At 43.9% G+C, this 14,111-nt stretch carries 14 protein-coding genes; 1 reads left to right on the forward strand and 13 read right to left on the reverse strand.

From position 1 onward, the window contains the following. Nucleotides 1-2 precede the first annotated feature (2 nt). The 13 genes from yycF to M4I42_RS04055 form a co-directional block, all read right to left on the reverse strand. Nucleotides 3-713, reverse strand: a complete 711-nt coding sequence (yycF, locus tag M4I42_RS03995; protein ID WP_268850952.1) for a response regulator YycF — start codon at nucleotides 711-713, stop codon at nucleotides 3-5. Between the two features lie 368 nt (nucleotides 714-1,081). Then, entirely contained in the window at nucleotides 1,082-2,368 is a 1,287-nt protein-coding gene (locus M4I42_RS04000) for an adenylosuccinate synthase (RefSeq protein WP_268850953.1), read from the reverse strand. Nucleotides 2,369-2,521: 153 nt separating this feature from the next. After that, on the reverse strand, nucleotides 2,522-3,886 hold the full coding sequence (dnaB, locus tag M4I42_RS04005) for a replicative DNA helicase (protein WP_268850954.1): 1,365 nt from the start codon (nucleotides 3,884-3,886) through the stop codon (nucleotides 2,522-2,524). Nucleotides 3,887-4,116: 230 nt separating this feature from the next. After that, nucleotides 4,117-4,566, reverse strand: coding sequence for a 50S ribosomal protein L9 (gene rplI / locus M4I42_RS04010; protein WP_268850955.1), 450 nt, complete (start codon nucleotides 4,564-4,566; stop codon nucleotides 4,117-4,119). After that, nucleotides 4,563-6,536, reverse strand: a complete 1,974-nt coding sequence (locus tag M4I42_RS04015; RefSeq protein WP_268850956.1) for a DHH family phosphoesterase — start codon at nucleotides 6,534-6,536, stop codon at nucleotides 4,563-4,565. The genes rplI and M4I42_RS04015 overlap by 4 nt, the downstream gene beginning before the upstream one ends. A 33-nt stretch (nucleotides 6,537-6,569) precedes the next feature. Next, nucleotides 6,570-7,499, reverse strand: coding sequence for a YybS family protein (locus M4I42_RS04020; RefSeq protein WP_268850957.1), 930 nt, complete (start codon nucleotides 7,497-7,499; stop codon nucleotides 6,570-6,572). Between the two features lie 77 nt (nucleotides 7,500-7,576). After that, nucleotides 7,577-7,813: a 30S ribosomal protein S18 gene (rpsR, locus tag M4I42_RS04025; protein WP_027408127.1), complete on the reverse strand. Its 237-nt coding sequence runs from the start codon at nucleotides 7,811-7,813 to the stop codon at nucleotides 7,577-7,579. A gap of 77 nt (nucleotides 7,814-7,890) precedes the next feature. Then, entirely contained in the window at nucleotides 7,891-8,385 is a 495-nt protein-coding gene (ssb, locus tag M4I42_RS04030) for a single-stranded DNA-binding protein (RefSeq protein WP_268850958.1), read from the reverse strand. A 24-nt stretch (nucleotides 8,386-8,409) separates the two neighbouring features. Further along, nucleotides 8,410-8,697, reverse strand: coding sequence for a 30S ribosomal protein S6 (gene rpsF / locus M4I42_RS04035; RefSeq protein WP_268850959.1), 288 nt, complete (start codon nucleotides 8,695-8,697; stop codon nucleotides 8,410-8,412). Between the two features lie 241 nt (nucleotides 8,698-8,938). Beyond that, nucleotides 8,939-10,039 carry a redox-regulated ATPase YchF gene (gene ychF / locus M4I42_RS04040; RefSeq protein WP_268850960.1) on the reverse strand — a complete coding sequence of 367 codons (1,101 nt, stop codon included), beginning with the start codon at nucleotides 10,037-10,039 and terminating at the stop codon, nucleotides 8,939-8,941. 70 nt (nucleotides 10,040-10,109) lie between these two features. Next, the gene (locus tag M4I42_RS04045) at nucleotides 10,110-12,116 is read right to left on the reverse strand and encodes a molybdopterin-dependent oxidoreductase (RefSeq protein WP_268850961.1); all 2,007 of its coding nucleotides are present in this window, start codon (nucleotides 12,114-12,116) and stop codon (nucleotides 10,110-10,112) included. Nucleotides 12,117-12,137: 21 nt separating this feature from the next. Then, nucleotides 12,138-12,332: a DUF951 domain-containing protein gene (locus M4I42_RS04050; RefSeq protein WP_268850962.1), complete on the reverse strand. Its 195-nt coding sequence runs from the start codon at nucleotides 12,330-12,332 to the stop codon at nucleotides 12,138-12,140. A gap of 15 nt (nucleotides 12,333-12,347) precedes the next feature. Beyond that, a complete protein-coding gene (locus M4I42_RS04055) occupies nucleotides 12,348-13,235 on the reverse strand; it encodes a mechanosensitive ion channel family protein (RefSeq protein ID WP_268850963.1) in 888 nt (295 codons plus the stop codon). Between the two features lie 213 nt (nucleotides 13,236-13,448). Between M4I42_RS04055 and yyaC the strand changes: the two genes are divergently transcribed. Then, nucleotides 13,449-14,069, forward strand: coding sequence for a spore protease YyaC (yyaC, locus tag M4I42_RS04060; protein WP_268850964.1), 621 nt, complete (start codon nucleotides 13,449-13,451; stop codon nucleotides 14,067-14,069). Nucleotides 14,070-14,111 lie beyond the last annotated feature (42 nt).

Consider the following 14,111-nt stretch of genomic DNA (forward strand, 5'->3'; position numbering starts at 1 on the left):
GTTTACTCCTGTTCTGGATTGCGTAAATAATAACCGACACCGCGGCGTGTGACGATCCATGCTGGATGGGAAGGGTTATCTTCAATTTTTTCCCGCAAGCGACGAACAGTCACGTCTACTGTGCGAACATCTCCGTAATAATCGTATCCCCATACCGTCTGCAACAAATGTTCCCTTGTCATCACTTGTCCGATATGTTTCGCCAAATAGTAAAGCAATTCAAATTCACGATGGGTTAGTTCAATCGTTTCGCCTCGCTTCAATACAATATACGCATCCGGGCGAATGACAAGCGAGCCAATCGTAATTTCACTCGTATCGTTTAGCTCTTCTTGTGCGCCCGCATTTGGTTGATGGCGGCGCAAATTCGCTTTGACACGCGCTAACAATTCCCTTGTGCTGAACGGCTTCGTTACGTAATCGTCCGCCCCTAATTCAAGCCCAAGCACTTTATCAATCTCTGAATCTTTCGCTGTCAGCATAATAATCGGCATATCATACTTCTTCCGCACTTCGCGGCATACTTCCATGCCATCTTTTTGCGGAAGCATGATATCAAGCAAAATAAGATCTGGAACAAGCTCTTCCACTTTTTGTAGCGCTTCTACCCCATCGTAAGCGCAAATGACTTCATATCCTTCCCGCTGCAGATTAAATTGCAAAATATCAGCAATTGGTTTTTCATCATCTACGACAAGAATTCGTTTTTCCATCATGATTCACATCCTTCCGTTATTGATGGATTCAAAAAGACACGTACATTTAGTAATGTTTGGTGGAGGTCAAACGAAAAACGCGTTTCCCCGACATTCAAAAAGGTGCGTATATTAATAATGTACCATGTTATGAGCGCGAATTCACTTATTACCGATTGCCAATTCATAAGAAAAGCTAGAAATAGAGCTTTCTCAACGGGTTTTTATGGATTAATCAACACTCCTGAAGCGAAAATGCAGCGGCTGACAAATGTTTTCTTCCACGCAAAAAAAGCATAGACACTTGTTCGTGCCTATGCTTTAATATCGATTTTTGCATCGCTGGCTAGCTCCGGATCACAGCTAACCAGTCGCCTCCGCTTTTCTTATGCATATACGCTACGGATGATGTTCGTTTGTGAACGATCCGGGCCGACAGAGAAAATCGAGAGCGGAATACCGGTCAATTGTGAAATGCGTTCTACATAATGGCGAGCGTTCGCCGGCAGTTCGTCTAAGCTTTTCACACCTGTAATATCTTCGGTCCACCCTGGAAGCTCTTCATATACAGGCTCACATTCAGCCAACACTTTTAAGCTTGCTGGAAACTCTTCGATCATTTGTCCTCGATAGCGATAAGCGACGCAAATTTTTAACGTTTCAATCCCTGTTAATACGTCGATCGAGTTCAACGATAAATCAGTAATTCCACTGACCCGGCGAGCATGGCGAACAACGACGCTGTCAAACCAGCCGACGCGGCGCGGACGGCCTGTTGTTGTTCCATATTCACGTCCGACTTCGCGAATGCGATCGCCAATTTCATTATGTAGCTCTGTTGGGAATGGGCCATCACCGACGCGGGTCGTGTAGGCTTTTGCGACTCCTACGACATGCTTAATTTTCGTTGGACCTACGCCAGAGCCAATCGTCACACCACCGGCAACCGGATTCGACGAGGTGACAAACGGATACGTCCCTTGGTCGATATCCAACATCACACCTTGCGCCCCTTCAAACAAGACGCGGCGACCTTCATCCAGCGCATTATTCAATACAACCGACGTATCGCATACATATTTCGCAATTTGTTGCCCGTATTCATAATACTCTTGTAAAATATCCTCTAGCTTAAACCCTGCAACACCGTATACTTTCTCGAACAGAACGTTCTTTTCTTGCAAATTGCGAGCAAGCTTTTCTTCAAACACTTCGCGATCTAATAAATCAACGATGCGGATGCCAATGCGGGCCGCTTTATCCATGTAAGCTGGACCGATCCCTTTTTTCGTCGTCCCGATTTTGTTCGCACCTTTCCGTTCTTCTTCCACTTCGTCCAATTTCAAATGATATGGCAAAATGACGTGGGCACGGTTGCTGATGCGCAAGTTATCGGTTGAAACGCCCCGTTCATGTAAATATTGCAGCTCTGCCACAAGCGCTTTCGGATCGACGACCATCCCGTTCCCGATCACGCATATTTTGTCTTTATAAAAAATCCCTGATGGAATAAGATGTAATTTATATTTTTCCCCATTAAAGACAATCGTATGTCCTGCGTTATTTCCACCTTGATAGCGCGCAATCACTTCTGCATTTTCGGATAAGAAATCCGTAATTTTTCCCTTTCCTTCATCGCCCCATTGCGTCCCAACAACGACTACTGAAGACATGGCGAGCACCTCCGCTTTACTCGATATAAACATAGTAAGTGTAGCACTTTTATTCGCTAAAGTCAATAAAACACGAACGTTAAATAGGCGTTTTAGTATTTTTATTCGTATACAGAAGTAACAAAAAAAGAGCGCTCTCGAAAGGAGAGCGCTTTAAGCACCTGGAGGGATTTGCGTATCATCAAACCGCCGCTCTAGGTTGACAAATTTATTATACTCTTTAATAAAGGCTAATTGGACCGTTCCGACCGGGCCGTTCCGTTGCTTTGCAATGATAATTTCAATAATATTTTTGTTTTCCGAGTCTTTATCATAGTAGTCGTCGCGATATAAAAACGCGACAATATCCGCGTCTTGCTCGATGCTGCCCGATTCGCGAATATCTGACATCATCGGACGCTTATCTTGACGCTGCTCTACGCTACGCGAAAGCTGCGATAAAGCGATGACTGGAACTTCTAACTCACGAGCGAGCGCTTTTAACGAACGAGAAATTTCCGATACTTCTTGCTGGCGGTTTTCTCGGTTTCTTCCACTCCCTTGAATGAGCTGCAAATAATCGATCAATACCATTCCAAGCCCGCTTTCTTGCTTGAGGCGGCGGCATTTCGCCCGAATTTCGCTGACGCGAATGCTCGGCGTATCGTCGATATAAATACCAGCATTGGACAAGCTTCCCATCGCCATTGTTAACTTGCCCCAATCTTCTGGCGTCAATTTTCCCGTCCGCAAATTTTGGGCATTAATGTTCCCCTCCGCACAAAGCATCCGCATCACGAGCTGTTGGGCGCTCATCTCAAGGCTAAAAATCGCCACGTTTTCGTTTGTTTTCGTCGCAACGTTTTGCGCAATGTTGAGCGCAAACGCCGTTTTTCCGACGGAAGGACGAGCCGCGACGATAATTAAATCACTGCGTTGGAATCCAGCGGTCATTCGGTCAAGCTCCGTAAATCCAGTCGGGATTCCCGTAATTTCCCCCTTTCGGTTATGAAGCATCTCAATATTGTCATACGCTTGAACGAGCACGTCTTTAATATTTTGAAACGCCCCGGAATGTTTCCGTTGCGAAATCTCCATAATTTTCTTTTCCGCTTCGTTCAACAGCACATCGACTTCATCTTCACGCGTGTAGCTGTCTTGCGCAATCGACGTCGCTGTGCGAATTAAGCGGCGCAGCACGGATTTTTCTTCCACAATCCGGGCATAATATTCGACGTTCGCTGCGGTTGGGACTGAATCCGCTAGCTCGCTTAAATACGAAACGCCCCCTACTTCTTCAAGCGCCTTCGCATCGGCCAGTTCCGCCGTGACCGTGACTAAGTCAACCGGCTCTCCTTTATCGGCTACTTTCAACATCGCATGGAAAATTTTTTGATGGGCCGCGCGATAAAAATCTTCCGGTATTAAAATTTCCGAAGCTAACGTTAAAGCGGAAGAATCGAGAAAAATCGCCCCTAATACAGCCTGCTCTGCTTCAATATTTTGCGGCGGAATGCGCTCGGCAAATAAATCACTCATCTTACTCACCACCTTCTTGTCCATCCTATCCATAAGAAAAATGTGATTATATGAGGGAGCCTCATAAAATCACATTTTCAATTAGCAGAAATGTTGATTATCCATTATTTATTTTGAAAAATATGGAATAATAAGCATACCCAGTCAGCAAGCGAAGCTTAGCCGACTGAGGCAGAAAAGCTAATAATAGAGCTATCTTAATTGATTGATCAACCAATATGTTCAACCAGCTATTTTTGTTCACTCACATGCACTTTTAAGGTGGCTGTTACTTCCGGATGAAGTTTCACCGGCACGTTCGTATATCCTAACGCTCGAATGGCATCTTCTAATTCAATTTTTCGTTTATCAATTTTCACTTGATGCTGGCTTTGCAGCGCTTCGGCAATTTGTTTGCTTGTGATCGATCCGAACAAGCGCCCGCCTTCCCCCGCTTTCGCAAACAATTGGACAGTCAATTGCTCTAGCTGTTCTTTTAATTGTTTTGCTTTCACCAATTCTTCTTCAGCTTGGCGTTTCTCTTTATTTTTTTGCGCCTCAAGCGCTTTTAAATTCGCCGGTGTCGCTTCAATCGCCAGCCCTTGTTTAAACAGGAAGTTTTGCGCATAACCGTCTGCTACATTTTTGATTTCACCTTTTTTTCCTTTCCCTTTCACATCTTTTAGAAAAATCACTTTCATGATTTTTTACCTCCTTCTAAATACTCATCAATGGCAGCTCGCAATCGGCGTTCTGCCTCTTCCATTGTCGTATTCGCAAGCTGGGCAGCGGCATTCGTTAAATGCCCGCCTCCACCTAAACTTTCCATAATGACTTGAACGTTAATATCACCTAACGAACGAGCACTAATGCCGATCGTTTCGTCTGTGCGTTTCGAAATGACAAAGGAAGCGACCACCCCGCTGAGCGTCAAAAGCGTATCAGCGGCTTGCGCAATTAGCACTTGATCATATACTTCATTCGGGTTACCTTTAGCAATCGCAATTCCTTTCGCACTAATGGAAGCATTTTCGATAATTTTTGCTCGTTTCACATAGCTGACGATATTTTCTTTCAGCAGTTTTTGTACTAACACCGTATCCGCGCCTTGAGCACGCAAATAAGAAGCGGCATCAAACGTGCGCGAGCCGGTACGCAATGTAAAGCTTTTCGTATCGACGACAATACCCGCTAGCAAGGCAGTAGCTTCTAACATCGAGAGCTTTGCTCGCTGCGGTTGATATTCGAGCAATTCTGTCACAAGTTCCGATGTCGATGAAGCATACGGCTCCATATAGACAAGGAGCGGATTCGCAATAAATTCTTCGCCGCGGCGATGATGGTCAATGACGACAATATGATCGGTACGAAAAATAAGCTTTTCTTCGATGACTAGTGAAGGGCGATGGGTATCAACGATCACGAGCAACGTATCATCTGTGATCAATTCAAGCGCTTGTTCTGGCTTAATAAATCGCGACCATAGTTCTGGGTGATTTTTAATTTCTTCAATGAGGCGCTGTGCCCCGGCATCGATCCGATTCGTATCAAGCACGATAAATCCTTCTTTTTGATTCAGCTGCGCCATTTTCAAAATCCCGATCGCACCGCCCAATGCGTCCATATCTGGGTATTTATGCCCCATAACGATCACTTTATCACTCTCGACGATTAACTCTTTTAACGCATGGGAGATGACACGAGCCCGCACCCGAGTACGTTTTTCGATTGGATTCGTTTTCCCGCCATAAAATTTCACTTTTCCGTTCGCTTGTTTAATCGCCACTTGATCACCGCCACGCCCGAGCGCCAAGTCTAAACTTGATTGAGCGAGCGACCCGAGCTCTGGAAGCGAAGGCGCACCTGTGCCAATCCCGATGCTTAACGTCAGTTGAATATTATTTTTCATCGTTTGTTCTCGCACTTCATCTAAAATGGAAAACTTGTTTTTTTCTAGCTGTTGCAAAATTTGCTCGTTCAACACCGCCACAAACCGATCGGATGAAGTTCTTTTCAGAAACATCCCGTAGTCGTGCGCCCATTTATTCAAAATCGATGTCACTTGGCTATTCAACTGACTTTTCGCTTGATCATCCATTCCTTGTGTAATTTCATCATAGTTATCTAGAAAAATAACGCCTAACACGACCCTCTCTGCTTCATACTGTTTCTCAATTTCCACTTGATCGGTTACGTCAAAGAAGTAAATAAGCTTTTCTTCTCGCCTAATCACCACTTTAAACTTTCGGTCATGGATATCGATCAGTTCCTTCTCGTTTTCTTGCTTAATAAGGGGTATCAATTGTTCCGCTACATCATATAACGAACGCCCGACCAACGTTTGCTCTCCGAAACAAGATGTTAAAAATACGTTCGTCCATTCAATGACATAGTCATCGTTGATGAGCATAATTCCGATCGGCATTTCCATTAAAGCTTCTTCGCCCACTTTTTTAAGGCGATGGGATAATTGCGAAATATATTGCTCTATCTCCGCATATAGCTCCCGCTGTGAGCGTATCACATAATAAAGGACAAATACGAGGAGCAAAAGATTGGCTAACCCCAATATCCATTGAAAGTATGTCAGCAACGCAAGCGAACTAAATGAAACAACCATCAGCGCATAAAGGGGGTAGCGATATGCCCTTTTTTTATAAAAATGAGACATTCATGTCAGCTCCTAAATTCATCATTCTCTCGCCTATTGAACGCGTTTTCGCAATTCAAATCCTAAATCAATTATACCTAATATTGCGACAAGATAAAGTAAAAAAGGGACGAAGAAGCAAAACAGCGTTCCGATTACGACGATTCCTTTCGCTATTTGTTTGCGATGAGCGATGTAGTAAAGAAAAGAAAAACCTTGGATCGCAAATAGAAGCTGCAATAAGTAATATAAGTTGATAACAACGATAAACGCAAACGTACCTTTTTCCAAAGGGAAAAATGTAGCGATTAAGACGAGCATATAGTACCATATCAGCTGTCTTGGCAGCATCAATTGGCGAAACGGCGGCCACGTTCCGACGGATAGCTTGAGCCGTTTTAAAATCGGAACAGAAACGCTAATCGTTAAATAAGCAGACGCCAAAGCGGCAATGACAAACAATGTCGGTGTGACATATTTAATTAATTCCAATCCTTGTTGAAAACGGGCAATCAATTGTTTTGGCGGTTCTTTTCCCATTCCTTTCATCATTTGAGTAGCTGTATGAAAAGAATCGCTTAATAACGAAAGCGTTTGAGCAATGATATCGATGTCGAAAAATTTCACCGATAGTATGTAATCAATCACCGTATTCAGCAAAAAAACAACGGTCGCTGCTGCTAAAATCATATACCGATTTTTCTGTTTCGCAAATAGCACGCCGATGACAATCCCACCCGTCCCAAACATAATGGCGGCAAAAGCAGATAAAAATGAACTAATCAATGACGAAACAATGACGGCAGCAACTAAAAGCACGAGAGCAGCTCGATAACCATGCCGCATCGTAAAAATAATGAAAGGGAGAGATAAAAAGAAACTAATCACAATACCGAGCAACGGCACGTATAACGACGCTAAAAACAACACGATAAAAATAGCGAGCTGAATCGCTGCTTCTGTCAGCGCATATGTATTTCTCACCGCATACCCTCCTTTTTGCATGTACATACTATAAAAAAAGCAGTAAGGCTCCGTCCCCCTTACTGCTTTTCCTTGTCTTATTCGCCTGCTACATATGGTAATAATGCCATTTGGCGAGCGCGTTTGATTGCTACTGTTAATTTACGTTGATATTTTGCGCTTGTGCCAGTTACACGACGAGGTAAAATTTTACCGCGCTCCGAAATAAATTTCTTTAATGTATCGACATCTTTGTAGTCGATATGAGTAATTCCGTTCGCTGTGAAATAGCAAACTTTCCGACGTTTTGCACGTCCGCCTTTACGTCCTGCCATGGTTTATCCTCCTTCCTGTTTTTAAAAATGATGATATCCGAAACTATTATCGCGTTCAATAGTTAGCTTCTCTTTTATTAAAAAGGTAAGTCGTCATCAGAAATGTCGATTGGTTGTCCATCATGGGCAAACGGATCTTCATCGATGCGACTAAAATTTTGGTCATTAGTGTGACGTGGGTTCTGATTTTGTCCAAATGGATACGGCTCCCCGTAGTAGCCACCTGTTGCTGCACCACGTTGTTCTGTGCTACCTTTCGGTTCAAGAAATTGAACACTATCAGCAACCACTTCGGTTACGTACACACGTTTTCCGTCTTGACCTTCGTAACTTCTCGTTTGCAAACGTCCGTCCACTCCCGCCAAGCTTCCTTTTTTTAAGAAATTGGCGACATTTTCAGCGGGACGACGCCAAACGACACAGTTAATGAAATCCGCTTCGCGTTCGCCTTGCTGATTTGTAAATGGGCGATTGACCGCTAACGTAAATGTGGCAACAGCAACTCCATTTGGAGTATAGCGCAATTCCGGGTCTCTTGTAAGTCGCCCTACAAGAATTACGCGATTAATCATCAGAACCACTCCTTAAAATCGGAATTATTCTTCCTCTTTCACAACGATGTGACGAATGATGTCTTCGCTAATTTTCGCTAAACGGTCAAATTCTTGTACCGCTTTTGGCTGAGACATAACATTCACGATCATGTAGTAACCGTCACGGAAATCTTTGATTTCGTACGCTAAACGACGTTTACCCCATTCTTTCACGCTCGTAATTTCCGCACCGTTTTCTGTTAAAATGTTGTTGAAACGCTCTACAACTGCTTTTCGACCTTCATCGTCGATATTCGGGCGGATAATGTACATAATTTCGTACTTTCTCATTTCAGTCACCTCCTTTTGGTCTAAACGGCTCTATACAAGAGCAAGGAGCAATATGCATTACTCACATTTTTTGATTATATCATGATCAAACGATAGATGCAATCCCAAGTGTCGATTATCCATATTGCACTTGTGAAATATGGAATTGTATAGCATGACCAGTCGGCAAGCAAGACTAGCCGACTACGCAAAAAAGCTAGAAATAGAGCCTTCTCCACTTGTTTTTTGGCTAATCAACATATTATACGTTAAAACGAAAATGCATAATGTCGCCGTCTTGCACTTCATAATCTTTTCCTTCTAGGCGCACTTTTCCAGCTTCGCGGGCTGCTGCCATCGAACCGCAAGCGACTAAATCGTCAAAAGAAACCGTTTCCGCGCGAATAAAACCGCGTTCAAAGTCGGAATGAATAATGCCCGCACATTGCGGCGCTTTCATGCCTTTACGGAACGTCCAAGCACGCACTTCTTGTTCCCCAGCTGTAAAATAAGTAGCTAACCCTAACAGACTATAGGCCGCACGGATCAGCTGGTCCAATCCTGACTGTTTAATGCCTAACTCCTGTAAAAACATTTGTTTTTCTTCCTCATCAAGCTGGGCGATTTCTTCTTCCACTTTCGCACAAACGACGATCACTTCGGCATTATCGCTTTTAGCAAATTCCCGCACTTGTTGAACGTACGGGTTCGCGTCCGGAGCAGCTAAATCTTCTTCGCCAACGTTGGCGACGTATAGCATCGGTTTAATCGTTAACAAGTGCAGCTGTTTCACGACTTTCATTTCTTCTTCCGTAAACGACAGCGTACGAGCCGCTTTTCCGGCTTCAAACGTTTCTTTTAAGCGAGTAAGAATTTCATATTCAAACATCGCTTCTTTATCTTTTTGCTTTGCCATTTTTCCGACGCGGTCCATCCGTTTATCGACCGTTTCAAGATCCGCCAAAATCAGCTCTAAATTGATCGTTTCAATATCGGAAAGCGGATCGACTTTCCCGGCTACATGGGTAATATTTTCATCGGAAAAGCAGCGAACGACTTGGCAAATGGCATCCACTTGGCGAATATGGGATAAAAACTTATTTCCTAGCCCTTCGCCTTTGCTCGCTCCTTTCACAATGCCGGCAATATCGGTAAATTCAAATACAGTCGGCACCGTTCGTTTCGGCTGGACAAGCTCTGTTAATTTTTTTAATCGCTCGTCAGGCACTTCGACAATCCCAACGTTCGGCTCAATCGTACAAAACGGATAGTTCGCAGATTCTGCTCCTGCTTTTGTAATCGCATTAAATAGCGTCGATTTTCCGACGTTTGGCAACCCGACGATTCCTGCTGTTAATCCCATTCATTCCACTCCTCTTAACCGTCAAATCTTTTCCCATTATAGATAGTAAAAAATAAAATGACAAGCACGTTCATTCGATTTTCTCAATGTTTACTAGACAGTCATACAATGTGCTTCCTTGACCGTTGTCTGATTCGCGGTCAGACGTCAACACATTGACGCTTCCGCCAAATTTTCCCCATTGTCCTTCGTCAATATTGATCGTCTTCGCATGAGCGTTGGCCAAAATTTTTACGCGGCCAACAAGCTCACCGCGGTCATTAAAAACTTTTGCTAAATCTCCATTCACTAGTCCTTTTTCTTCCGCAATATCTTTTGATATTTCGATTTTGATCGATTGCATCGCCTCGATTAAATGGTAATGCTGCGAATGGTTCGAACGCAACGGATGAATCGTTAACAAACGATACGGGTACTTTTTGGCTAGTTCTGGGGCCGTCATTTCCGATTCTGCCGGGTACATGAGGCGCAATTTCCCATCCATTCCTTTTTGCTCAGCCAACAGAGAGGTAAATTCGTATTTCCCGCTCGGTGTTTGAAAACGGTAATCGTCCCATGGCACTGCTTTCACCGGCAAAAGCATGCGCTTTTTTTGTTTTAATGTTTCGAGCGTAATCCCATGCTTTTCAAGGCCGCTTAATCCCATCGCCAAAAACTCATCTCGTGAAAACGCAAAATCAGCACCGAACCCTAGCCGTTCGGCCAACTGCGTCCAAATCCAAAGATCCGGCTTCGCTTCTCCCGGTGGCGGCACAAGCGCTGGCCCATAATTCACGTACGCATGATACATCGACGAATAATAAATGTCTTCTTCTTCAAATACGGTCGTCGTTGGTAAAACATAATGAGCCACTTCGGCCGTATCGGTCATAAACTGTTCGAACACAACGACCGTTTCGACAGATTGAAACGCTTTTTTAACAACATTCGTATTTGGCACTTGTGTTAACGGATTGCCACACGTGACGATAATCATTTTAATTTCTGGGGCGGTTGCCTCCAAAATCCCCTCTGCTTGTTTCATCATCGTAAAGGTGCGCGAAGCCGTTTTTCGTTCCGGCAACGTTAGAGCCGCAATATTGAAGCTTTGCCCGACTTGTAAGTTGCCAAAATTCGCACCACCTCCAGGAATGCCAACATTCCCGCTGATAGCAACGAGCGCATCAATGAGACGAATCGTATTGCCGCCGTTAGCATAGCGCTGCATCCCAAGCCCTAAATACGTCATTGTCGGACGGTTTCCGTAAAGGCGGGCTAGCAAAGTGATCGTATCGCGCGCCACCCCGGTGATTTGTTCAATTTCTTCCAGCGTGATCGTTTGCAGCAACGCCTCTACATCTTCAAATCCAATCGTATCGTTTTCAATAAAAGAACGGTCTTCAAGACCTAAACGCAATAGTTCTTTCATGATCCCGACTGCTAAAAAGCCGTCCATACCTGGGGCTACCGATACGTACATATCGGCGATTTGCGCGGTTTGATTAAAAATTGGGTCGATAACTACTAACGTTGTTCCCCGTTTTTTGGCGGCTTGAAGCTGCTGGAATAAATGCATGTTCGTCCGTGCGACATTTCTTCCCCAAACCACAACATGCTTGCTATGATAAATGTCTTCTGGCGCATGGCTATAAGCATTGCCAAAATCCCATGTTTGCGCTTCAATTCCTGCCCCCCAGCAAAGACTTCCCGTTAACTCGGTCACTCCGCCATAGCAATTGAAAAAGCGGCGATCGATATTTTTCAATAATCCGCTATTGGCGTAATCATGGCTGTGAAGAACCGCAGTTGTTCCGTATTTTGTCCGAATTTCCTCCATTTTTTCCGCGATTTCGTCCAACGCTTGTTTCCAAGAAATTTGGACGAATTGTCCGTTTATTTTTTTAAGCGGGTAAAGCAGCCGCTTCGATGAGTTCGTGCGCGCCTCCAACATTCGACCGCGGCCGCAAATTTTTCCTTGCGTAATTGGATGTGTATCATCGCCATCTACTTTCACCACTTTTCCACGTTCGATTGTCACTTTCAACCCGCACGTATCCCAACAGTTTAATGGACAAGACGAGATGTGAACCCCATCCATATCCTCTCCCCCTTCATTGCACTATTCCTCATGCTTTTCCAACACTTTTCTTAGCTTCCGGACAAATTCTTTTCGCGGGATTAAAACACTGTGTGCACAACCTTCGCATTTAATGCGAATGTCTGCTCCCATGCGAATAATTTTCCAACGATTCGTTCCGCACGGATGCGGCTTTTTCATTTCGACAATATCGTTTAATCCAAACTCTTTCTCCATTGCTTCATCCCCCTCTTACGCATCAGTTTTCGCCTGCTTTGTTTCTTCTTGGCGATTATAAAGAACAAGACGCGGAAATGGAATTTCGATGCCATGTTCATCTAAGCGAAGCTTAATTTCTTTGCGCAATGCCCGCGCAATAAACATATGGCGCATCGGTTTTGTTTCGCACGTCACTCGCATGACTACTTCCGAATTCGTGAAATTTTGAATGCCTAACAATTCTGGAGGAGAAACGATATCTTCGTACTTCGCTGGCAATTCCGCTAGCAGTTCGCGAATGACCTCTTCCGCTCTTTCAATATCTCCTTCATAAGAAAGGCTAACGTCTACTACCGCTACACTGTTATGCAAGGAGAAGTTTGTAACTTGGGTAATGCTGCCGTTAGGGAGAATATGAACTTCCCCTGTCCAGCTTTTAATTTTCGTCACTCTCAGCCCGATCGTTTCGACGTATCCTTCAAAATTGCCGATGCGGACGTAATCACCTACGGAAAACTGATCTTCAAAAATAATGAAAAATCCGGTAATGACATCTTTCACTAAACTTTGCGCCCCGAATCCGACAGCAAGCCCGACGATTCCAGCACCAGCAAGCAATGTTCGGACTTCGACACCAAACGTATCTAAAATCATCACGAGCGCAATAAAATAGATGACATACGTAACGACGTTATCCAGCAATTTTAATAATGTTGCCTCGCGCCGCTCCGAAATACGGATCGGTGCTTTTTGCCGCACTTTAAAAATATTATGAACGGCGATTTTTAAAACTTTGACCATAATCACCGCAACTACGATGATCGTTATCATCTTGACGATACCAATACTAACCCGCAGCCAAAAATCTTCGTTCGTCAAAAATGTAAAGATATGTTGGTAAAAAGTTTTGATGCTGCTCACTTTTTTCTTCACCTCGACATACGCTAAAATACTCTACTCGATGCATACCACTTATTTTACCAATATTCAAAGTAAATGGGTAGACTTCCCCTAAACCAATGCCTTTCTCACTTCCATAACATTCTCCATCAGAAAACAAAGGGGTGAATGTATATAATCCCTGTTTTTTCCGTATACTGTTTAATACTTCATTGGATATTGGGAGTGAACGAGATGAACTTATCGTCCATTTTTTTTCATTCGAAAAATGAAAAAGAACGCGTTTTCTACGATGAGCAAGGGGCTGCCACTTTAGTCGCCATGCGCCTCGTATCATTGCTTCCATCGCCGTTGACGCAACCGATGGCGATCGTTTGCATCGGAACGGATCGATCCACAGGCGATTCGCTCGGACCGTTCGTCGGCACGATGTTAAAAGAAAAGAATTTATCTTATTTTCACGTATATGGAACATTGGAAGAACCGATTCACGCCGTGAATTTAGAGGAGAAAATTATTGCCATCCGTTCCATTCACGAAAATGTATTTATGGTTGCCGTTGATGCTTGTTTAGGAAGATTAAAAAGCGTCGGAGCCATTACGATCGCGGAAGGACCTGTCCGACCGGGTGCGGGCGTCAATAAACAACTTCCTCCTGTCGGCGATCTTCACATTACAGGGGTTGTAAACGTAAGCGGATTTATGGAATTTTTCGTTTTACAAAATACGCGCCTTCATTTAGTCATGAGCATGGCAAAAACGATCGCAAACGGTATTTATGAAGCAGATCGTTATTTAAAACGAAGAGAATATTTGCCGAATACTTGGAGTCAAGAACAATCTAAACCGCTATAAACGGAAAATCCCCTCTTTGTTCACTAACAAGAAGGGATTTTT

It is taken from the genome of Anoxybacillus sp. J5B_2022, assembly GCF_026847645.1.
Taxonomy (GTDB): domain Bacteria; phylum Bacillota; class Bacilli; order Bacillales; family Anoxybacillaceae; genus Anoxybacteroides.